Source organism: Pseudomonas delhiensis, from assembly GCF_900187975.1.
GTDB lineage: Bacteria > Pseudomonadota > Gammaproteobacteria > Pseudomonadales > Pseudomonadaceae > Pseudomonas > Pseudomonas delhiensis.
In genome coordinates this window covers 19,609-41,160 of the sequence record NZ_FZPC01000028.1, presented here as the reverse complement: position 1 = coordinate 41,160, position 21,552 = coordinate 19,609, and the positions used below count along the sequence as shown (strand labels likewise).

Sequence of the window (21,552 nt, the reverse complement as noted above, 5' to 3'; positions counted from 1 at the left end):
TGTTTATAGGGAACAATAATGGGGCTGGATGATGCGCTGATCTTCACCCGGGTCGTGGAGTTCCACAGTTTCACCCAGGCCGCCCACAGCCTGGGCATGCAGAAGTCCACGGTGAGCCGGCGCATCGCGCTGCTGGAAGAGCGCCTGGGCGTGCGCCTGCTCAACCGCACCACGCGCAAGCTGCGCCTGACCGAGGTGGGGCAGGCCTACTACGACCGTTGCCGGCAGATCATGCTCGACTTCGCCGAGGCCGAGCAGGCGGTGATGCAGCTGCAGCAGGAGCCCTCCGGCCTGCTGCGCATCACCGCGCCCATCGAGTTCGGCCAGATGTACCTGGGCGAAGTGCTCGGCGACTTCATGCGCCTCTACCCGCAGATCACCGCGGAAGTGGAGCTCAGCTCGCGCACCGTCGATCCGCTGGAGGAGGGCGTGGACATCGCCATCACCGTCGGCCAGCCGGAGGACTCGACGCTGATCGCCCGCCGCCTGCTGGTGACCAGCCGCTGCCTGTGCGCCAGCCCCGGCTACCTGCAGCAGCACGGGCGGCCGCTGCACGTCGAGGACCTGGCACGGCATCGCGCGGTGCTGCTGGCCCAGGACTCGCAGCGCTACTGGCCGCTGCTGAACGAGAGCGTGCCCTGCCAGCGGGTGCTGTCCTGCAACAACATCTCCTTCGCCCGCGAGGCGGTGCTGGCCGGGGCGGGCATCGCCTCGCTGCCGGAGCTGATCGTCGACGCGGCGCTGGAAAGCGGCCGCCTGGAGCGCCTGCTGCCGGAAGTGCAACTGCCCATCGGCGAGCTCTATGCGGTCTACCCCTCGCGGCGCTTCCAGGCCATGAAAGTGAAGACCTTCCTCGACTACCTGATCCACCGCCTGCCCATCGACGAGGCCCATCGGCTGGAGCCGGGGGCGGCGCGCCTGATAACATCGCCCCCATGAATGCGGGCCGCGGTCCGCATCCTTCATTCCGGTTTTCACGAGAGCTTTCATGACCACTGTCCGCACCCGCATCGCGCCGTCCCCCACCGGCGACCCGCACGTCGGCACCGCCTACATCGCGCTGTTCAACCTGTGCTTCGCCCGCCAGCACGGCGGCAAGTTCATCCTGCGCATCGAGGACACCGACCAGGTACGCTCCACCCGCGAGTCGGAACAGCAGATCTTCGACGCCCTGCGCTGGCTGGGCATCGAGTGGGACGAAGGCCCGGACGTCGGCGGCCCCCATGGCCCGTACCGGCAGAGCGAGCGGGGCGCCATCTACAAGCGGTACAGCGATGAGCTGGTGGAGAAGGGCCACGCCTTCCCCTGCTTCTGCTCCGCCGAGCGCCTGGACGCCATCCGCGCCGAGCAGCAGGCGCGCAAGGAAACCCCGCGCTACGACGGCCACTGCATGCACCTGCCGAAGGAAGAGTCGCAGCGCCGCATCGCCGCCGGCGAGTCCCACGTGGTGCGCATGAAGGTGCCGACCGAAGGCGTCTGCGTGGTCCCGGACATGCTCCGCGGCGACGTCGAGATCCCCTGGGACCGCATGGACATGCAGGTGCTGATGAAGGCCGACGGCCTGCCCACCTACTTCCTGGCCAACGTGGTCGACGACCACCTGATGGGCATCACCCACGTGCTGCGCGGCGAAGAGTGGCTGCCCTCGGCGCCCAAGCTGATCAAGCTGTACGAGTACTTCGGCTGGGAGCAGCCGGTGCTCTGCTACATGCCGCTGCTGCGCAACCCGGACAAGAGCAAGCTGTCCAAGCGCAAGAACCCCACCTCCATCACCTTCTACGAGCGCATGGGCTTCCTGCCCCAGGCGCTGCTGAACTACCTGGGCCGCATGGGCTGGTCGATGCCCGACGAGCGCGAGAAGTTCAGCCTGCAGGAGATGATCGACAACTTCGACCTGTCCCGCGTGTCCCTCGGCGGGCCGATCTTCGACATGGAGAAGCTGTCCTGGCTGAACGGCCAGTGGATCCGCGAGCAATCCGTCGAGGAGTTCGCCCGCGAAGTGCAGAAGTGGGCGCTCAACCCCGAGTACCTGATGAAGATCGCCCCCCACGTCCAGGGCCGGGTGGAGAACTTCAGCCAGATCGCCCCGCTGGCCGGCTTCTTCTTCAGCGGCGGCGTGCCGCTGGACGCCAAGCTGTTCGAGCACAAGAAGCTCGACGCCACCCAGGTGCGCCAGGTCCTGCAACTGGTGCTGTGGAAGCTCGAAGCGCTGCGCCAGTGGGAGAAGGACAGGATCACCGCCTGCATCCAGGCGGTGGCAGAGCACCTGGGCCTGAAGCTGCGCGACGTCATGCCGCTGATGTTCCCGGCCATCACCGGCCACGCCAGCTCGGTGTCGGTGCTCGACGCCATGGAGATCCTCGGCGCCGACCTGTCGCGCTATCGCCTGCGCCAGGCCCTGGAGCTGCTGGGCGGGGCGTCGAAGAAGGAAGCCAAGGAATGGGAGAAGATCCGCGACGCCATCGCCGGCTAACGGAAGCCGCCTGACAAAAGGCCGGCCGCCTCCGGGCGCCCGGCCTTTTTCGTGTCCATAATCCCTGGGGCCGGGCCGCGGCTTAAGGGGCCGAAGGCGCAGTGCAGGGGAGGGGAACCGGGCTCCTTTGCTAAGTGATTGTTCTTTGGGAGAAAAAATTTAAAAAAGTCGAAAATTCTTGTTGACAGGGTTGCCTCCCGCCCCTAAGATGCGCCCCGTTCCAGCGACGAACTGAACCACAGAGCGAAGCGGAACGATAGATGTAGCGGTACTTTGGGGCTATAGCTCAGCTGGGAGAGCGCTTGCATGGCATGCAAGAGGTCGACGGTTCGATCCCGTCTAGCTCCACCAAATTACCAGTAGGTTTCGCCGCTTCGCGGCGGAGCCGAAAATCGAAGGTTTGCGTCCCCTTCGTCTAGTGGCCTAGGACACCGCCCTTTCACGGCGGTAACAGGGGTTCGAGTCCCCTAGGGGACGCCACTTATTCCAGCGACGATGCGTTCGCGTCGTCCGCCAGAGTCATCTGGGGCTATAGCTCAGCTGGGAGAGCGCTTGCATGGCATGCAAGAGGTCGACGGTTCGATCCCGTCTAGCTCCACCAAATCGCCAGGGTTCGCCAAGTGCGGATTTCCTCGAAGGTTACGTCCCCTTCGTCTAGTGGCCTAGGACACCGCCCTTTCACGGCGGTAACAGGGGTTCGAGTCCCCTAGGGGACGCCAATTTTCCCGCTCTGCGGGGCCTATAGGGCCACTCAATTTTCGAGTGGCCTTTTGTTTTTTCCCCTTTCGAAAATTTTCTCGCCCGACCAACGGTCGCCATCGTCGCTTGCCGATTTTTATTATGAGAATAATATTTCACTCATAATATTTTGGAGCGCGTCATGAGCCCGAAGACCGGCAGCAATGAAAAAGGCATGGGTGAGAAGAAGGCCCAGACCCGTGAGCGCATTCTTTGCGCGGCCGCCGACGCCCTGGTCCGCCGTGGGCCGCTGGAGCCGAGCGTGGCCGAGGTGATGGGCGCCGCCGGGCTGACCGTCGGCGGCTTCTACGCGCACTTCCAGAGCAAGGACGCACTGATGCTGGAGGCCTTTCGCCACCTGCTGTCGACGCGCCGGGCCAAGCTCAGGCACTTCGACCCGGACATGCCGTTCAGCGAGCGCCGGCAACTGGTCGCGGCCTTCTACCTGTCGCGCAGGCATCGCGACAGCGAGGAGCCGGGCTGCCCCATCCCCAGTTGCCTGAGTGACATGGCGCAGCTGCCGGAGAGCTTCCAGCAGGCCCTGGCCGAACACCTCGAACTCATGGTCGCCGAGCTGGCCGAGCGTCCCGAGGACGCCGACACCGTGCTCGCCGACATCGCCCTGATGGTGGGCGGACTGGCATTGGCGCGGGCCCTGGGCCCGAGCGACCTGTCCGACCGTGTCCTGCGTGCCGCCAAGAAAGCGGTGGATTGAGACCTCTAAGGAGGGCCTGGCAATGAGCAGCTTGACCTGGATCCGTGGCGTCAACGCCACCCTGGGGCGTGTGGCGCCGGAATGGGCGGCGCGGCGCATGCGTGACATCTTCATGACGCCTCGGGCGCTGCCGCCGCGCGACTGGGAGCTGCCGCTGCTGGCCAGTTCCGAGCGCATCACCCTGCGCTTCGGCCTCTCCGCGCTGCGCTGGGGCGAAGGCCCGGCGGTGCTGCTGATGCACGGTTGGGAAGGGCGGCCGACGCAGTTCGCCCACCTGATCCGCGAGCTGGTCGGCGCCGGCTACGCCGTGGTGGCGCTGGATGGCCCGGCCCATGGCCGTTCGCCGGGGCGCGAAGCCCATCCGCTGCTGTTCGCCCGCGCCTTGCTGGAGGCCGCCAGCGAATTGCCGCCGCTGCGCGCGGTGATCGGCCATTCCATGGGCGGCGCCAGTGCGTTGCTGGCCACCCAGATGGGGCTGCGCACCGAGGCGCTGGTCAGCATAGCCGCGCCGAGCCGGGTCATTTCCGTGCTGCGCCGCTTCGCCACCTTCATGGGACTGCCGGCCGAGGCGAGGCACCGCTTCATCCGCCAGGTCGAGGCCTACACCGGCATGCCGGCGGCGCAGCTGGACGTGAGCCGCTACACGCTGGGCATGCCCGGCCTGGTGGTGCACGCCGAGGACGATCCGCAGGTGCCGGTGGAAGACGCCCAGGACATCCATGCGGTCTGGCCAGGCAGCCGCCTGCTGCGCCTGGAAGGCGGCGGCCACCAGCGCGTGCTGGCCGACCCGCGCCTGAGCGACGCCGTGCTGGCACTGCTGGAGGGCCAGGAAGAGCAGCACCTGCTGCCCCTGGCGCTGGCCTCCTGACGACAGGGGAGGGGCAGGACGCCGCCGAGCCCTGTAAACTGCCGGCTTCGATCATGCGGCCGGGTCCCCGGACCCGGCCCCGGAATGGAGCAAGCGCATGGCCTGGGACCTGCCCGAACCCTTCGTCATCGACATCAGCGTGGGCGCCGAGGACATCGACGGCCTCGGCCACGCCAACAACGCCGTCTACGTCAGCTGGCTGGAGCGCTGCGCCTGGCGCCACTCGCAGCGCCTGGGCCTGGACCTGGCCGAGTACCGCCGCCTCGACCGCGCCATGGCGGTGGTGCGCCACGAAATCGACTACCTCGCCGCCGCCTACGAGGGCGAGGAGCTGCAGATGGGCACCTGGATCGTCGAGTCCGACCAGAAGCTGCGCATGGACCGCCGCTTCCAGCTGGTGCGCCCGGCCGACGGCGTGACTCTGTTGCGCGCCCGCACCACCTTCGTCTGCATCGAACTCTCCAGCGGCAGGCCCAAGCGCATGCCGGCCGAGTTCATCGAAGGCTATGGCCGCGCGCTGCTCGGCGCCACGCCGGCCTGACGGCGCTTTGCGCGGGCGCTGACTGCCCCTAGAATTCGCCGCCTTCGACACTAAAGGTTCCCTGCCGTGCAAATTGCCCTGGCCCCGATGGAGGGGCTGGTCGACGAAATTCTCCGCGACGTGCTGACCCGCGTCGGCGGCATCGACTGGTGCGTCACCGAGTTCATCCGCGTCACCGACCGCCTGCACCCGCTCGCCACCTACGAGAAGCTGGCGCCGGAGCTGCTGCACGGCAGCCGCACCCGCGCCGGCACGCCGATGCGCGTGCAGTTCCTCGGCTCCGACCCGCAGTGCCTGGCGGAAAACGCCGCCTACGCCTGCGAGCTGGGCGCGCCGGTGGTCGACCTGAACTTCGGCTGCCCGGCGAAGACGGTGAACAAGTCCCGCGGCGGCGCCGTCCTGCTCAAGGAGCCGGAGTTGATGTTCGCCATCGTCGAGGCCGTGCGCCGCGCGGTGCCGGCGCACATCCCGGTGACCTCGAAGATGCGCCTGGGCTACGAGACCCCCGACGGCGCGCTGGACTGCGCCCGCGCCCTGGCCGACGGCGGTTCCGCCCACGTGGTGGTCCACGCGCGGACCAAGACCGACGGCTACAAGCCGCCGGCGCACTGGGAATGGGTGGCGAAGGTGGCGGACGCGGTGAAGGTGCCGGTGTTCGCCAACGGCGAGGTCTGGACCCTCGACGACTACCTGCGCTGCCGCGCCATCAGCGGCGTCGACGACATCATGCTCGGCCGCGGCCTGGTCTCGCGCCCCGACCTGGCCCGGCAGATAGCCGCCTGGCGCGAGGGCGGGGACGTGCAGCCGATGCCCTGGCACGAAGTGCGCGCGCTGCTCGACGACTTCTGGCGCCAGGCCCGGCGCAAGCTGGCGCCGCGCTACGCGCCGGGGCGCCTGAAGCAGTGGCTGGGCATGCTCACCCGCAGCTATCCCGAGGCGGTGGAACTGTTCGCGCAGATCCGCCGCGAGAGCGATTGCGAGCTGATCGACCGGCTGCTGCAGGTCGAGGTGGAAGAGGCCGCGTAGCCGAGGCGTTTCCGGTAGGTGCTAGGGGCCGTCCGGCATGGGCGGGAAAGGAAATTCGGCGCCAACCTGTAGGAGCGGGCCCTGCCCGCGATTCGCGCGCAGGGCGCGCTCCTACAAGGGCACGGTGTATGGGGGATCTCATCCGCGAATCGCGCCGGAAGCCCCGGCTATCGCGGATGAGATCCGCTCCTACAGTTCGCCGTGAGGCATGGCGTTTCCCCGCGCTATCGTCCACCACTGACATCGACGAAGGTCCCGGTGCTGTAGCTGGACTCGTCCCCGGCCAGGAACAGGATCGCCCGCGCCACTTCCTCCGCCTGGCCGCCGCGGCCCAGCGGAATGGCGCTCTTCAGCCGTTCCACGCGCCCCGGCTCGCCGCCGCTGGCGTGGATTTCCGTGTCGATCAGTCCCGGGCGCACGGCGTTGACGCGAATGCCCTCGGCCGCCACTTCCTTGGCCAGGCCGATGGTCATGCTGTCGATGGCGCCCTTGGCCGCGGCGTAGTCGATGTACTCGTTGGGCGAGCCCAGGCGCGAGGCCATGGACGACACATTGACGATGCTGCCGCCCGCGCCGCCATGGGACCTGGCCATGCGCCGCACCGCCTCGCGGGCGCAGAGGAAGCTGCCGGTGACGTTCACCGCGAACACCCGCTGCAGGCGCGCCGCGTCCATGTCCTCCAGGCGCATCTGGCGCTCCAGCATGCCGGCGTTGTTCACCAGCACGTCGAGGCGGCCGAAGGCCTGGTCCAGGTCCCGGAACAGCTTCAGCACCTCGTCCTCGCACGCGACATCGGCGGCGAAGGCTTCGGCCCGCCCGCCGGCGGCGCGTATGCGCCGTACCAGCTCGTCGGCGGCATCGCGCCGCCGGTGGTAATTGATGGCGACGGCGTAGCCGCGCTCGGTGGCCAGCAGCGCGGTGGCGGCGCCGATGCCGCGGCTGGCGCCGGTGACCAGCATGACCTTGTCCATTTGTCGACTCCTTCGGAAAGGGGCTTGAAAGGCGCGGAAGCAGCACTATCTGTATGGGTACGGGAGGCCGAAACCGGGTCCCGTGCCGGAGTCCTGCAGACAGGCTCCTCCAGAAAACCTTGCTGATTATTCGGGAGATTCGCCATGAGCAACGTACTTTCTCTTGCCCCGCTGTTCCGCCAGTCGATCGGCTTCGATCGTTTCAACGACCTCTTCGAATCGGCCTTGCGCAGCGAGAACGGCAGTTCCTACCCGCCCTACAACGTCGAGAAGCATGGTGACGACCAGTATCGTATCGTCGTCGCCGCCGCCGGCCTGCAGGAGGAAGACCTGGAGCTGCAGGTGGAGCGCGATGTGCTGACCGTGAGTGGTGGCAAGCGCGAGAAAGCTTCCAGTGACGTCACCTACCTGCACCAGGGCATCGCCCAGCGGGCCTTCAAGCTGTCGTTCCGCCTCGCCGACCACATCGAGGTGCGGGGCGCATCGCTGACCAACGGGCTGCTGAGCATCGAACTGGTACGCATCGTTCCGGAAGAGGCCAAGCCCAAGCGGATCACCATCAACGGCCAGCGCCCGGCGCTGGAGGGTTGATGACCCAGCCATGAAAAAGGCGCCGAAAGGCGCCTTTTTCTTTTCCGCCGTTTCAGACCACGCAGGCCATGGGCGCCACCGCCTGGGCGTCGAGCAGCGCCATGAAGGCGCGCGCGGCGTTGGACAGGGTGCGCTCGGTGTGCAGGATGTAGCCCAGCTGGCGGCTGAGCTGGATGTCCTGCAGGGGCAGGCGCACCACGGTCTCGTCGAGCATGGTGCGCGGCAGCACGCTCCAGGCCAGGCCGATGGAAACCATCATCTTGATGGTCTCCATGTAGTTGGTGCTCATGCCGATGTTCGGCGTCAGCCCCTCGGCCTCGAACATGCGCCGCACGATGTGGTGGGTGAAGGTGTTGCCGCCGGGGAACACCGCCGGGTGCCGCGCCACGTCGGCCAGGAACACCGGGCCCTGCATGGCCAGCGGGTGCTCGGGGGCGGCGACGAAGTCCAGCGGGTCGTCCCACACCGGCACCGCGCGCACCGGCTCGGCGGTTTCCGGGGCCAGGGTGATCACCGCCAGCTCGGCGCGGCCGTGGAGGATCTCCTCGTAGGCCACCTCCGAATCGAGGAACTGGATGTCCAGCGCCACCTGCGGGTGTGCCCGGGTGAAGGCGCGCAGCAGCGGCGGCAGGCGGTGCAGGCCGATGTGGTGGCTGGTGGCGAGCACCAGGCGGCCACTGACCTCGCCGCTGAGGTTGGTCAGCGCGCGGCGGGTGTCGTCCAGCACGTTGAGTATCTGGTAGGCCCGCGGCAGCAGGGCGCGGCCGGCCTCGGTCAGGCTCACCTCGCGGCCGACGCGGTCGAACAGGCGCACGCCGAGCTGGCTTTCCAGGGCGGCGATGCGCTTGCTCACCGCCGGCTGCGTCAGGTGCAGGCGCTCGCCGGCCTCGGAAAAGCTGCCGGACTCGGCGATGGCGAGGAAGGTGTTGAGGCTGGTCAGGTCCATTTTTTGGAGCTCCAAGCGGCAAGCCGCAAGCTTCAAGAAAAGCTGCGGCGTTCGCTTGCAGCTTGTGGCTTGAAGCTTATAGCTGGATGGATTCCATTTGGGAATCCTTCGGATAAAAAATATGAATTTGAGTTATTCGTCGACAGACCATAGCATCATCCCCACAAGCCCAAGGGGCATAGAAATACGCTGATGAGGAATCTCTGATGGCCGGCAAGACGCTCTACGACAAACTCTGGGAACTGCACGAGGTGAAGCGCCGCGATGATGGTTCGTCGCTGATCTACATCGACCGCCACATCCTCCACGAAGTGACCTCGCCGCAGGCCTTCGAAGGCCTGCGCCTGGCCGGCCGCAAGCCGTGGCGCATCGACGCCAACATCGCCACCCCGGACCACAACGTGCCGACCACCCAGGCCGAGCGCAAGGGCGGCCTCGCAGCCATCGCCGACGAAGTCTCGCGCATCCAGGTCATGACCCTGGACGAGAACTGCGACGACTTCGGCATCCTCGAATTCAAGATGAACGACGTGCGCCAGGGCATCGTCCACGTGGTCGGCCCGGAGCAGGGCGCGACCCTGCCGGGCATGACCGTGGTCTGCGGCGACTCGCACACCTCCACCCACGGCGCCTTCGGCGCGCTGGCCCACGGCATCGGCACCTCCGAGGTCGAGCACGTGCTCGCCACCCAGTGCCTGGTGGCCAAGAAGATGAAGAACATGCAGGTGCGCGTGGAGGGCAAGCTGCCCTTCGGCGTGACCGCCAAGGACATCGTCCTCGCGGTGATCGGCAAGATCGGCACCGCCGGCGGCAACGGCCATGCCCTGGAGTTCGCCGGCAGCGCCATTCGCGACCTGTCCATGGAAGGCCGCATGACCATCTGCAACATGTCCATCGAGGCCGGCGCCCGCGTGGGCATGGTGGCGGTGGACGAGAAGACCATCGAGTACGTCAGGGGCCGGCCGTTCGCCCCGCAGGGCGAGGACTGGGCCAAGGCCGTGGAGGCCTGGAAGGATCTGGTCTCCGACGCCGACGCCCACTTCGACACCATCGTCGAGCTGCGCGCCGAGGACATCAAGCCGCAGGTCAGCTGGGGCACCTCGCCGGAAATGGTCCTGGCCGTCGACCAGAACGTGCCGGACCCGGCCGTCGAAGCCGACCCGGTCAAGCGCGACTCCATCGTCCGCGCCCTCAAGTACATGGGCCTGAACGCCAACCAGGCGATCACCGACATCCAGCTCGACCGGGTGTTCATCGGCTCCTGCACCAACTCGCGCATCGAGGACCTGCGCGCCGCCGCCGCCGTGGCCAAGGGCCGCAAGGTCGCCGCCACGGTCAAGCAGGCGCTGGTGGTGCCGGGCTCGGGCCTGGTCAAGGCCCAGGCCGAGCAGGAAGGCCTGGACAAGATCTTCATCGAGGCCGGCTTCGAGTGGCGTGAACCGGGCTGCTCCATGTGCCTGGCGATGAACCCGGACCGCCTGGAGAGCGGCGAGCACTGCGCGTCCACCTCCAACCGCAACTTCGAAGGCCGCCAGGGCGCCGGTGGCCGTACCCACCTGGTGAGCCCGGCCATGGCCGCCGCCGCCGCGGTGACCGGCCGCTTCATCGACGTCCGCGAACTGATGCAGGCCTGAGGAGACCGAACATGAAAGCATTCACCCAGCACACCGGCCTCGTCGCGCCGCTCGACCGCGCCAACGTCGACACCGACCAGATCATTCCCAAGCAATTCCTCAAGTCGATCAAGCGCACCGGCTTCGGCCCCAACCTGTTCGACGAGTGGCGCTACCTGGACGTCGGCCAGCCGAACCAGGACAACTCCAGGCGCCCGATCAACCCGGACTTCGTGCTGAACTTCCCGCGCTACCAGGGCGCCAGCGTGCTCCTGGCCCGCGAGAACTTCGGCTGCGGCTCCTCCCGCGAGCACGCGCCCTGGGCCCTGGACGAGTACGGCTTCCGCACCGTGATCGCGCCGAGCTTCGCCGACATCTTCTTCAACAACAGCTTCAAGAACGGCCTGCTGCCGATCATCCTGAAGGACGAGGAAGTCGACGAACTCTTCCAGCAGTGCGAGGCCACCGAGGGCTACCAACTGACCGTCGACCTCGCCGCGCAGACCGTGACCCGCCCGGACGGCAAGCAGTACCACTTCGACGTGGACGCCTTCCGCAAGCACTGCCTGCTCAACGGCCTGGACGACATCGGCCTGACCCTCCAGGCCGCGGACGCCATCCGCGACTTCGAGGTCGGCCACAAGCAGCGCCAGCCCTGGTTGTTCCGCGACGCCTGAGCGGCGTCGCCCCACGAGGAGAAAGCCATGACCCAGAGTCGCCATGAAGCCGTGGTCGAGCGCCAGTTCGGCGCCCAGGCCAACGCTTATCTGAACAGCGCCGTGCATGCCCAGGGCGAGGAGTTCGCCCAGCTGCGCGAACGACTGTCGGCGACCCGCGGCGCCCGCGTGCTGGACCTGGGGTGCGGGGCGGGGCACGTGAGCTTCCATGTCGCGCCGCTGGCCGGCGAAGTGGTGGCCTACGACCTCTCCGAGCAGATGCTCGCAGTGGTGGCCTCGGCCGCCGCCGAGCGCGGCCTGGGCAACATCCGTACGCGCCAGGGCGTGGCCGAGCAGCTGCCGTTCGAGGACGGCGAGTTCGATTTCGTCTTCAGCCGCTACTCCGCCCACCACTGGCGCGACGTCGGCCAGGCCCTGCGCGAGGTGTGCCGGGTGCTGAAGCCGGGCGGCATGGCCTGCTTCATCGATGTGGTGGCCCCCGGGCTGCCGTTGCTGGACACCCACCTGCAAGCGGTGGAAGTGCTGCGCGACACCAGCCACGTGCGCGACTATTCGCCGTCCGAGTGGGCCCGCCTGGTCGGCGAGGCGGGGCTGGCGGTCAGCGCCTGCACCCGCCAGCGCCTGCGCCTGGAGTTCAGCTCCTGGGTCGAGCGCATGCGCACCCCCGAGGTGATGCGCCAGGCCATCCGCGCCCTGCAGCTTTCCGTGGGCGTTGAGGTGCGCGAGTATTTCGAGATCGACGCCGAGGGCTCCTTCAGCACCGACGTGCTGGTGCTCTGGGCGAACAAGTAACGGCTGCAGGCGGCAGGCTACAGGCGGCAGGAAAAGCCTGTAGCCTGCAGCCTGCAGCCTGCAGCCTCTTTTCGAAGGAAAAAATTGATGAGCAAACAGATTCTGGTTCTCCCCGGCGACGGTATCGGCCCGGAAATCATGGCCGAGGCGGTCAAGGTTCTCGAACTGGCGAACGACAAGTTCCAGCTGGGCTTCGAGCTGACCGAGGACGTCATCGGCGGCGCCGCCATCGACAAGCACGGCGTGCCGCTGGCCGACGAGACCCTGGAGCGCGCCCGCGCGGCCGACGCCGTGCTGCTGGGCGCCGTGGGCGGGCCGAAGTGGGACAGGATCGAGCGCGACATCCGCCCCGAGCGCGGCCTGCTGAAGATCCGCTCGCAACTGGGCCTGTTCGCCAACCTGCGCCCGGCCATCCTCTACCCGCAACTGGCCGACGCCTCCAGCCTGAAGCCTGAAATCGTCGCCGGCCTGGACATCCTCATCGTTCGCGAGCTGACCGGCGGCATCTACTTCGGCGCCCCGCGCGGCACCCGCGAGCTGGACAGCGGCGAGCGCCAGTCCTACGACACCCTGCCGTACAGCGAAAGCGAGATCCGCCGCATCGCCCGCGTCGGCTTCGACATGGCCCGCGTGCGCGGCAAGAAGCTGTGCTCGGTGGACAAGGCCAACGTCCTGGCCTCCAGCCAGCTGTGGCGCGAGATCGTCGAAGACGTGGCCAAGGACTACCCGGACGTCGAGCTTTCCCACATGTACGTCGACAACGCCGCCATGCAACTGGTGCGCGCGCCCAAGCAGTTCGACGTGATGGTCACCGACAACATGTTCGGCGACATCCTGTCGGATGAGGCTTCCATGCTCACCGGTTCCATCGGCATGCTGCCTTCTGCGTCCCTGGACGCCAACAACAAGGGCATGTACGAGCCGTGCCACGGCTCGGCGCCGGACATCGCCGGCCAAGGCATCGCCAACCCGCTGGCGACCATCCTCTCGGTGTCCATGATGCTGCGCTACAGCTTCAACCAGGGCGCCGCGGCGAGCGCCATCGAGCAGGCGGTGAGCCAGGTCCTCGACCAGGGCCTGCGCACCGGCGACATCTGGTCCGAAGGCTGCAGGAAGGTCGGCACCCGCGAAATGGGCGATGCGGTAGTCGCCGCGCTGCGGAATCTGTAATCTCTCCGGTTCGCCCGCCCCTGGGCTCCCGCAAAGAACGGGCAGGGGCGGCGGTCCACCACTTATTCGAAGGTGTAGTAGCGATGAAGCGTGTAGGTCTGATCGGTTGGCGTGGCATGGTGGGGTCGGTGCTCATGCAGCGGATGCTGGAAGAGCGGGACTTCGACCTGATCGAGCCGGTGTTCTTCACCACCTCCAACGTCGGTGGCGAAGGTCCGTCCATCGGCAAGGACATCGCCACCCTCAAGGACGCCTACAGCATCGAGGAACTCAAGACCCTCGACGTCATCCTGACCTGCCAGGGCGGCGACTACACCAACGAAGTCTTCCCCAAGCTGCGCGAAGCCGGCTGGCAGGGCTACTGGATCGACGCCGCCTCCAGCCTGCGCATGCAGGACGACGCGGTGATCGTCCTCGACCCGGTGAACCGCCGCGTCATCGACCAGTCGCTGGACGCCGGCGCGAAGAACTACATCGGCGGCAACTGCACCGTCAGCCTGATGCTGATGGCCCTGGGCGGCCTGTTCGAAGCCGGCCTGGTCGAGTGGATGAGCGCCATGACCTACCAGGCCGCCTCCGGCGCCGGCGCGCAGAACATGCGCGAGCTGATCAGGCAGATGGGCGCGATCAACGCCGCCGTGGCCGACGACCTGGCCAACCCGGCCAGCGCCATCCTCGACATCGACCGCAAGGTCGCCGAGGCCATCCGCGGCGAGGCCCTGCCCACCGAGCACTTCGGCGTGCCCCTGGCCGGCAGCCTGATCCCCTGGATCGACAAGGAACTGCCCAACGGCCAGAGCCGCGAGGAGTGGAAGGGCCAGGCGGAGACCAACAAGATCCTCGGCCGCTTCAAGAACCCGATCCCGGTGGACGGCATCTGCGTGCGCATCGGCGCCATGCGCTGCCACAGCCAGGCGCTGACCATCAAGCTGAACAAGGACGTGCCGCTGACCGACATCGAAGGCCTGATCAGCCAGCACAATCCCTGGGTCAAGCTGATCCCCAACCAGCGCGACATCAGCATGCGCGAGCTGACCCCGGCCGCCGTCACCGGCACCCTGAGCGTCCCGGTGGGCCGCCTGCGCAAGCTCAACATGGGCTCGCAGTACCTTGGCGCCTTCACCGTCGGCGACCAGCTGCTGTGGGGCGCGGCCGAGCCGCTGCGGCGCATGCTGCGCATCCTGCTGGAGCGCTGATCGCCCCCCGCCCCGAAGACGCCGGCCCTGTGCCGGCGTCTTGCTTTGTACAGGCGGAAAAAGTCGATCACTCGACAGAACGGCGAAGTCGCCGGCGCCGGCGTCGTTTTCTGTGACGGAGCGCGGGCTGGCGCCCGGCGCCCTGTGATTATCCTCGCTGCCCGGCCCGTTCGGGTCGGCCGGCGGGCAGGGGCCGCCGGAGGGAGTCATCGACAGCAGGGGATGGGGATGTTCCGCTTCGCGCATTTGTTTCTGGCCGCCGCCGTCGCGGCCGCTTTCCTGCCGGCGCGCGCCAGCGCGCTGGAACTGGGGGATATCGCTTCGCAGGCCGCGCTGGGCCAGACGCTGGATGCGCGGATCGAGCTGCGCGGCATGGGCGACCTGGGCAGCGAGGACCTCAAGGTCAGCCTGGTGCCGCAGCAGGAGGCCGAGCGGCTGGGCATGCAGCCCAACTACGTCTTCCTTTCCGGCTTGCGCTTCACCCCGGAGGTCGGGCGCAACGGCCGCGGGGTGATCCGCGTGCAGTCCAGCGCCCCGGTGCGCGAGCCCTACGTCAACTTCGTGCTGCAGGTGGTCTGGCCGCAGGGGCGGGCCATGCGCGAATACACCCTGCTGCTGGACCCGCCGAACTACCAGGCCGTCGCCCGGGCGCCCAGCGCGCCGGCCGTATCCGCCGTACCGTCGACGGCCAGCGCGCCGCCGGTGCGGCAGGTGCCCGTCGGCGCCGCGCCGGAGCCTTCGGGCGGCCACCGCATCGCCGCCGGCGATACCCTCTGGGCCATCGCCTCCCGCTACCGGCCGGCCGGGGATGCCTCGGTGATGCAGACCATGCGGGCGATCCAGGCGCTCAACCCGCAGGCCTTCCTCGACGGCAACGCCAACCGGCCGCGGGTCGGCGCCGTGCTGCGCCTGCCCGACGCGAAGCAGGTCCGGGCCCAGGGGCATGCCGAGGCCGTCTCCCACTTCCAGGCCCAGGAGGCCCGCTGGCGCGAACGCCCCCGGCCCCTGGACGCCACCCGCAAGGCCGCGCCCGGTGCCGCCCCGGCCGTGGCGGAGGTTCGCGACAACCTGCGCCTGCTTTCCGGGCAGGCCTCGAAACAACCCCAGGCGAAGGCCGCCGCGGAGCGCCTGGCGCTGCTGCAGGAGGACCTGGACAGCGCGCGCCGCCAGGGCGAGGAGCTGACCAGCCGGATCGGCGACCTGCAGAGCCAACTGGACAAGCTGAACAAGCTCATCGAGCTGAAGGACGCGCAGATCGCCACCCTGGTGGCGCGCCTGGCGGCGCAGTCGCGGCAACAGGCCGCGGCCGAGCCGCCGGTCGCCGTGGCGGGCACCCCAACGCCGCAGGCGGCGCCGGCTGCCGCGCAGGAGACTGCCCGATAGGGTGAGGGCGAACGGCGATCGACGGCCGCGGGCGCGATTGCCTGGGCAGCGAAGGGGGCAGTAAAGTGCTGCGTCTTGTTTCCTTCTAGCCCATGGGATTTTCGATGTCCGTCGATGTTGCTGTAGTAGGGGCCACCGGCCTGGTTGGCGAAGCGCTGGTCGAGTTGCTGGAAGAGCTGGACTGCCCCGTGGCCGAGCTGCACCTGCTGGCCAGCGGCGAGTCCGCCGGCAAGAGCGTGCCCTTCCGCGGCCGCAACCTGCGGGTGCGCGAGCTGGACGGTTTCTCCTTCGCCCAGGTCAAGCTGGCGCTGTTCGCCACCTCGGCCGAGGTGGCCGGCGAGCACGCCGCGCGCGCCCTGGCCCAGGGCTGCACGGTGATCGACCTGAGCGGCAGCGTGGACGGCGCCCTGGTGCTGCCGGCGCTGAACCCGGCACGCCTGGGCGAACTCGGCTTCCCGGCGCTGCTGCGCGTGCCCTGCGCCCCGGCCGCCGAGGTGGCCGAAGTGGTCGCCGCCCTGCGCGATTGCGTCGAACTGCAGGAACTGTCGCTGACCGCCTGCCTGTCCGCCTCGCAACTGGGCCGCGAAGGCGTGCAGGAGCTGGCCCGGCAGACCGCCGAGCTGCTCAACGCGCGCCCGGTGGAGCCGCGCCTCGTCGACCGCCAGTACGCCTTCAACCTGCTGGGCCTGGTCGGTGCGGCCGACGCCTCGGGCTACAGCGCCATCGAGCGGCGCCTGAACGCCGAGCTGAACGAACTGCTGCCGGAGCTGCAGGGCAGGGTGCAGGCGGATTGCCTGCTGGCCCCGGTGTTCTTCGGCGACGCCCTGAACCTCAACTTGCGCAGCGCCGTGCCGATAGATTTGTCGGAAGTGCGAGCCGCTCTGGAGGCGGCCGAGGGCATCGAACTGGTCGAGGACGATTACCCGACGGTGATCGGCGATGCCCTGGGCCAGGATGCCATCCAGGTCGGGCGGGTGCGTCAGGGTGCCGCCGGCCCTTGCAACCTCAATTTGTGGATTGCGTCTGATAATGTGCGAAAAGGCCTGGGACTGAATGCTGCGAACCTGGCTGCATTATTGATAAAACACTATCTGTAAAAGATACTTATCGAATATTTGAAGAAGCATTCTAGCTTGGCAATACTGGCTTGGACGGCCCTGGCGGGGGGATATCCCGGCGTTTTCGACGCCGGGAATAGCGGGCGCCAGGTGTTGTTCCGAAACGCTCGAATCCAGAAGAAAGCTGTTAAAACAAGGGATTAGATTATGGTCCGGCTTCGTAAACTGGTGCAGGCAATTGCGGCTGCTTCGGCGTTGACCACCGGCATGGCGCATGCGCTGGGGTTGGGAGACATCCACCTGCACTCGGCGCTGAACCAGCCGCTGAATGCCGATATCGACGTGACGGACGTCCGCGACCTGACGGCCGGCGAGATCATTCCCAAGCTGGCTTCGCCGGAGGACTTCAGCAAGTCCGGCGTCGATCGCAATTTCTTCCTCACCGGGCTCAAGTTCACCGCGGTGGTCCAGCCCAACGGCAAGAGCGTCATCCATGTGACCTCCGACAAGCCGGTGCAGGAGCCCTACCTGAACTTCCTCGTGGAAGTGCTCTGGCCCAGTGGCCGGGTGCTGCGCGAATACACCGTGCTGCTCGACCCGCCGCTGTACTCGCCGCAGGTGGCCGCCGCCGCCGCGCCGCGTGCCCCGGTTGCGGCGCCCGCACCCATCGCGCGCCAGCCCGTGGCCGCCGCCCCGGCCGCACCCCGCGCCGTGGAGCCGGCCCCCGCGGCCAGCGCGCCGCGCCAGGCCCGCCTGGACGGTAACGAGTACCGCACCGGTTCCCGCGACACCCTGTGGGAAATCGCCTCCCGCGCGCGTCCCGATGGCAGCGTGACCGTCAACCAGACCATGCTGGCCATCCAGGACCTCAACCCCGACGCCTTCATCGACGGCAACATCAACCGCCTGAAGAGCGGCCAGGTATTGCGCCTGCCCGATGCCGAGCAGATCCGCAGCCGCTCCGCGGGCGAGGCCGACGTGCAGGTGCGCGAACAGCGCAGCGCCTGGCGCGAGGGCCGCAGCCTGGCCGGTTCCTCCCGCCAGTTGGACGCCACCCGCCGCGCCAATGCCGGTGCCGCGCCCGAGCAGGCCGAGAGCAAGGACAACCTGCGCCTGGTCTCCGGCGAAGCCGGCAAGAACAAGGGGGCCGACAAGGGGGCGAAGAACGGCAAGGCGCTTTCCGACAAGCTGGCCGTGACCCAGGAAAGCCTGGACAGCACCCGCCGCGAGAACGACGAACTGCAGAGCCGCATGACCGACCTGCAGAGCCAGCTGGACAAGCTGCAGAAGCTGATCGAGCTGAAGGACGCGCAACTGGCCAAGCTCCAGGGCGAGCTGGCGACTCCGCCGCAGCCGGCCGCGCCGGCTTCCGCGCCCGCCGGCCAGGCGCCGGCGCCTGGCGCCGAAGCCCCTGCCGCACCGGCTGCGCCAGCGCCGGCTCCGCAGCCCGAGGCCGCCGCCCCCGCTCAACCGGCACCGCCGGCGGCCGCCAAGCCGGCCGAACCCAAGCCGGCGGCGCCCAAGCCTGCCACACCGGCCCCGGCCGCCGAGAACCAGCCGGGGCTGATCGAGGAACTGCTGGCCAACCCGACCCTGCTGGCCGCCATCGGCGGCAGCCTGGTGCTGGTCCTGCTGCTGGTGCTGCTCCTGCTGCGCCGCCGCGCGGCCCAGGCCGAGGCCGCCAAGCTCGAGCCCGCGGTGGCTGGCCCGAGCGGGACGGACGAGCCGCTGGAACTGGCTGCCGGCGAATTCGACAGCCTGAGCCTGGCGGACGAGGACGTGACCCCGGCCAGCGCGCCGGCCGCCGGCGAGAAGGTCGCCGCGCAGACCGGCGACCCGCTGGGCGAGGCCGACATCTACATCGCCTACGGCCGTTTCAACCAGGCTGCCGAACTGCTGCAGGGCGCCATCTACGACGAACCGCAGCGCGCCGACCTGCGCCTGAAGCTGATGGAAGTCCTGGCCGAGATCGGCGACCGCGAAGGTTTCGCCCGCCAGGAAAACGAACTGCGCGAACTGGGTGGCGCCGAGCCGCAGGTGGAGCAGCTGAAATCGCGCTACCCGGGCATGGTCGCGGCGGCTGCCGTGGCCGGTGGCCTGGCGGCAGCCGCCGCCAGCAGCGACGAACTGGAACACTTCAGCCTCGACGACCTCGACCTGACCCAGGACAACGCCGCGCCCGCCGAGCCTGTCGCGGCGGCCGCCGGTGACCTGGACGACGCCTTCGACCTGGGCCTGGACGACCTGCAGCTGGACGACGACCCGCCGCACACCGCCAGCGAGCCGCAAGCCAAGGCCGACGAACTGACCCTCGAAGACTTCGACCTGGAAGCCGACCTGGGCCTGAATACGCCCGCCGCGGCGGCCCAGCCGGCCCAGTCGGACGACGACTTCGCCTTCGACCTCGACCTGGGCGACGACCTGGCGAAGGCCGCCCCCGCGGCGCCCACGGCCAGCGACGCGCTGGACGACTTCACCCTGGACCTGCCGGACGAGCCGGCGGCCCCCGCGGCCAAGGACGAGGACTTCCTCTTCGACCTGGGCGAGGAGGGCGCCGGGCTCGCCGCGGGCGCCGACGACGACTTCAGCTTCGACCTGGGGGCCGAGCCCGAGCCTGAGGCCAAGCCGGCCGAGGGCCTGGCGGACGACTTCGACCTATCGCTGCCCGAAGAGGCCCTGCAGGCGCTGCCGGCCGACGATAGCTTCGCGGCCCAGCTGGATCAGGTCAGCGCGGAGCTGGACAAGCTCGCCAGCGACCTCGAGCAGCCGGCCGGCCCGGCGGCGCCGCTGGAAGACGAGATCGAGGCCGAGCCGTCGCTGGAGGCCGCTTCGCTGGACGCGTCCTCGCTGGATGAGGACGCGCTGGACGACGAGTTCGACTTCCTCTCCGGCGCCGACGAGGCCGCCACCAAGCTCGACCTGGCCCGTGCCTACATCGACATGGGCGACGCCGAGGGTGCCCGCGACATCCTCGACGAGGTCATCAGCGAAGGCAGCGACCAGCAGCAGAAGGAAGCCCGCGAGCTGCTCGAACGCCTGTCCTGAGCGCGGCGCGGGTGAAACGATGGCAGCCTCCGGGCTGCCATCGTCGTTTCGGCGGGGCGCAAATGCTGCGCCCGGTGGCGCGCCGGTCGAGGCGCATCGCCCGGGCGCGGCAATCCAGGCAGAATAGCGCGCTGGATTGCCTTTTCGGGATGGCCTGAGCAGTTGAACGAGTTCGAGAGCGCGGTGGGCGAGGTCGCCACCGCTGGCGTCACCAGGATCGCCCTGGGCGTCGAATACAAGGGCGCGCGCTACCGCGGCTGGCAGCGCCAGGAGGACGGCGTGCCGTCGGTGCAGGGAGCGCTGGAGCGGGCCCTGTCCAAGGTCGCGGCAGAGCCGATCGGGGTGATGTGCGCCGGCCGCACCGATGCCTCGGTGCACGGCAGCGGCCAGGTGGTGCACTTCGACACCCGCGTCGAGCGGCCGCTGAAGGCCTGGGTGATGGGCGGCAACGCCAACCTGCCGGCGGACATCAGCGTGACCTGGGCCAAGGTCATGCCGGCGGACTTCCATGCGCGCTTCTCGGCCGTGGCGCGGCGCTACCGCTACGTCATCTACAACGATCCGATCCGCCCGGCGCACATGGCCGAGGAGGTCACCTGGAACCACCGCCCGCTGGACGTCGCGCGCATGCGCGCGGCGGCGCAAAAGCTGGTCGGCACCCATGACTTCACCTCGTTCCGCGCCGTGCAGTGCCAGGCCAAGTCGCCGATCAAGACGGTGCACCACCTGCAGGTGCTGGAGCACGGCCGCTTCATCGTGCTGGACGTGCGTGCCAACGCCTTCCTCCACCACATGGTGCGCAACTTCGCCGGGGTGCTGATGACGGTGGGGGCGGGCGAGCGCGAGCCGGCATGGGTCGACGAGGTGCTGGCGGCGCGCGACCGCCGCGCCGGCGGGGTGACCGCGCACCCCTTCGGGCTCTACCTGGTGCGGGTGGAATACCCCGAGGCCTTCGAGCTGCCGCAGCGCTACCTGGGGCCACATTTCCTTTCATCTTTGCCCGATACGCTCGGCTGACGCTGTCCGGGGCATTTGCTACCATCGACGGATTGCTTTGAAGGAAGGTCGCCGCATCTTGTCCGCCGTTCGCATCAAAATCTGTGGCATTACCCGTGTCGAGGACGCCCTGGCCGCGGCCGAGGCGGGTGCCGACGCCATCGGCATGGTGTTCTACGCCAGGAGCCCGCGCGCGGTCAGCGTGCAGCAGGCGCGCGCCATAGTCGCGGCGCTGCCGCCCTTCGTCACCAGCGTGGGCCTGTTCGTCAACGCCAGCCGCTGCGAACTGGGCGAGATCCTCGATGCGGTGCCGCTGGACATGCTGCAGTTCCACGGCGACGAGAGCGCCGCAGACTGCGAGGGTTACCACAAGCCCTACCTGAAGGCGCTGCGCGTCAAGGCCGGCGACGACATCGCCGCGCAGGCCGCGCGCTACCCGGGGGCCGCCGGCATCCTGCTGGACACCTACGTCGAGGGCGTTCCCGGCGGAACCGGCGCGGCCTTCGACTGGTCCCTGATTCCCGAGGCCCTGCCGCGCCCGCTGGTGCTGGCCGGCGGCCTGAACGCCGGCAACGTCGCCGCGGCGGTCCGCCAGGTGCGCCCCTACGCCGTGGACGTCAGCGGCGGGGTGGAGGCGGGCAAGGGGATCAAGGACGCCGGGAAGATCCGCGCCTTCATCCGCCAGTGCCGCGAGGCGGATTCGCGGTGAGGTGCATGTGACGGCGGGCGGTCTGCCGCCGTCATTAGGAGCTG

The 21,552-nt window shown here is 68.6% G+C and carries 19 protein-coding genes and 4 tRNA genes; 21 read left to right on the top strand and 2 right to left on the bottom strand.

Annotated features, from left to right (window positions below; genetic code table 11):
• Positions 1 to 18: 18 nt before the first annotated feature.
• From CHC02_RS23305 to CHC02_RS23260, 10 genes are all read left to right on the top strand, one after another.
• Positions 19 to 939 carry a LysR family transcriptional regulator gene (locus tag CHC02_RS23305; protein ID WP_089393780.1) on the top strand — a complete coding sequence of 307 codons (921 nt, stop codon included), beginning with the start codon at positions 19 to 21 and terminating at the stop codon, positions 937 to 939.
• A 49-nt stretch (positions 940 to 988) separates the two neighbouring features.
• Complete coding sequence (gene gltX / locus CHC02_RS23300; RefSeq protein ID WP_089393779.1) at positions 989 to 2,473, top strand: glutamate--tRNA ligase; 1,485 nt, start codon at positions 989 to 991, stop codon at positions 2,471 to 2,473.
• Between the two features lie 275 nt (positions 2,474 to 2,748).
• Positions 2,749 to 2,824 (top strand) — tRNA-Ala (locus CHC02_RS23295).
• Positions 2,825 to 2,877: 53 nt separating this feature from the next.
• Positions 2,878 to 2,953, top strand: a tRNA-Glu gene (locus tag CHC02_RS23290).
• A gap of 45 nt (positions 2,954 to 2,998) precedes the next feature.
• A tRNA-Ala gene (locus CHC02_RS23285) sits at positions 2,999 to 3,074 on the top strand.
• 42 nt (positions 3,075 to 3,116) lie between these two features.
• Positions 3,117 to 3,192: transfer RNA gene (locus CHC02_RS23280), tRNA-Glu, on the top strand.
• A 194-nt stretch (positions 3,193 to 3,386) separates the two neighbouring features.
• A complete protein-coding gene (locus CHC02_RS23275) occupies positions 3,387 to 3,926 on the top strand; it encodes a TetR/AcrR family transcriptional regulator (RefSeq protein ID WP_089393831.1) in 540 nt (179 codons plus the stop codon).
• Positions 3,927 to 3,948: 22 nt separating this feature from the next.
• A complete protein-coding gene (locus CHC02_RS23270) occupies positions 3,949 to 4,794 on the top strand; it encodes an alpha/beta fold hydrolase (RefSeq protein ID WP_089393778.1) in 846 nt (281 codons plus the stop codon).
• Positions 4,795 to 4,891: 97 nt separating this feature from the next.
• Positions 4,892 to 5,335, top strand: a complete 444-nt coding sequence (locus tag CHC02_RS23265; RefSeq protein WP_089393777.1) for an acyl-CoA thioesterase — start codon at positions 4,892 to 4,894, stop codon at positions 5,333 to 5,335.
• A 66-nt stretch (positions 5,336 to 5,401) separates the two neighbouring features.
• Complete coding sequence (locus CHC02_RS23260) at positions 5,402 to 6,361, top strand: tRNA dihydrouridine synthase (protein ID WP_089393776.1); 960 nt, start codon at positions 5,402 to 5,404, stop codon at positions 6,359 to 6,361.
• A 224-nt stretch (positions 6,362 to 6,585) separates the two neighbouring features.
• Here the strand turns inward: CHC02_RS23260 and CHC02_RS23255 are convergent, their stop codons facing one another.
• The gene (locus tag CHC02_RS23255; RefSeq protein WP_089393775.1) at positions 6,586 to 7,332 is read right to left on the bottom strand and encodes an SDR family oxidoreductase; all 747 of its coding nucleotides are present in this window, start codon (positions 7,330 to 7,332) and stop codon (positions 6,586 to 6,588) included.
• Between the two features lie 144 nt (positions 7,333 to 7,476).
• Here CHC02_RS23255 and CHC02_RS23250 point away from each other — a divergent pair, with 144 nt between their 5' ends.
• Positions 7,477 to 7,923: an Hsp20 family protein gene (locus CHC02_RS23250; RefSeq protein ID WP_089393774.1), complete on the top strand. Its 447-nt coding sequence runs from the start codon at positions 7,477 to 7,479 to the stop codon at positions 7,921 to 7,923.
• Between the two features lie 52 nt (positions 7,924 to 7,975).
• Here CHC02_RS23250 and CHC02_RS23245 read toward each other — a convergent pair whose 3' ends face one another.
• On the bottom strand, positions 7,976 to 8,869 hold the full coding sequence (locus CHC02_RS23245; protein ID WP_043267485.1) for a LysR family transcriptional regulator: 894 nt from the start codon (positions 8,867 to 8,869) through the stop codon (positions 7,976 to 7,978).
• A 206-nt stretch (positions 8,870 to 9,075) separates the two neighbouring features.
• Between CHC02_RS23245 and leuC the strand changes: the two genes are divergently transcribed.
• The 10 genes from leuC (at position 9,076) to CHC02_RS23195 (ending at position 21,508) form a co-directional block, all read left to right on the top strand.
• Positions 9,076 to 10,503: a 3-isopropylmalate dehydratase large subunit gene (leuC, locus tag CHC02_RS23240; protein ID WP_089393773.1), complete on the top strand. Its 1,428-nt coding sequence runs from the start codon at positions 9,076 to 9,078 to the stop codon at positions 10,501 to 10,503.
• 11 nt (positions 10,504 to 10,514) lie between these two features.
• Complete coding sequence (gene leuD / locus CHC02_RS23235) at positions 10,515 to 11,159, top strand: 3-isopropylmalate dehydratase small subunit (RefSeq protein ID WP_089393772.1); 645 nt, start codon at positions 10,515 to 10,517, stop codon at positions 11,157 to 11,159.
• Positions 11,160 to 11,186: 27 nt separating this feature from the next.
• Positions 11,187 to 11,951, top strand: coding sequence for a class I SAM-dependent methyltransferase (locus tag CHC02_RS23230; RefSeq protein WP_089393771.1), 765 nt, complete (start codon positions 11,187 to 11,189; stop codon positions 11,949 to 11,951).
• Positions 11,952 to 12,038: 87 nt separating this feature from the next.
• Positions 12,039 to 13,121, top strand: coding sequence for a 3-isopropylmalate dehydrogenase (gene leuB, locus CHC02_RS23225; protein WP_089393770.1), 1,083 nt, complete (start codon positions 12,039 to 12,041; stop codon positions 13,119 to 13,121).
• 83 nt (positions 13,122 to 13,204) lie between these two features.
• Positions 13,205 to 14,317, top strand: coding sequence for an aspartate-semialdehyde dehydrogenase (asd, locus tag CHC02_RS23220; RefSeq protein ID WP_089393769.1), 1,113 nt, complete (start codon positions 13,205 to 13,207; stop codon positions 14,315 to 14,317).
• 228 nt (positions 14,318 to 14,545) lie between these two features.
• Positions 14,546 to 15,700, top strand: a complete 1,155-nt coding sequence (locus CHC02_RS23215) for a type IV pilus assembly protein FimV (RefSeq protein WP_176450342.1) — start codon at positions 14,546 to 14,548, stop codon at positions 15,698 to 15,700.
• Between the two features lie 104 nt (positions 15,701 to 15,804).
• A complete protein-coding gene (locus CHC02_RS23210; RefSeq protein ID WP_089393768.1) occupies positions 15,805 to 16,797 on the top strand; it encodes an aspartate-semialdehyde dehydrogenase in 993 nt (330 codons plus the stop codon).
• Between the two features lie 168 nt (positions 16,798 to 16,965).
• Positions 16,966 to 19,803, top strand: coding sequence for a motility hub landmark protein FimV (locus tag CHC02_RS23205; protein ID WP_089393767.1), 2,838 nt, complete (start codon positions 16,966 to 16,968; stop codon positions 19,801 to 19,803).
• Positions 19,804 to 19,965: 162 nt separating this feature from the next.
• Positions 19,966 to 20,820, top strand: coding sequence for a tRNA pseudouridine(38-40) synthase TruA (gene truA, locus CHC02_RS23200; RefSeq protein WP_089393766.1), 855 nt, complete (start codon positions 19,966 to 19,968; stop codon positions 20,818 to 20,820).
• Positions 20,821 to 20,878: 58 nt separating this feature from the next.
• Complete coding sequence (locus tag CHC02_RS23195; protein ID WP_089393765.1) at positions 20,879 to 21,508, top strand: phosphoribosylanthranilate isomerase; 630 nt, start codon at positions 20,879 to 20,881, stop codon at positions 21,506 to 21,508.
• Positions 21,509 to 21,552 lie beyond the last annotated feature (44 nt).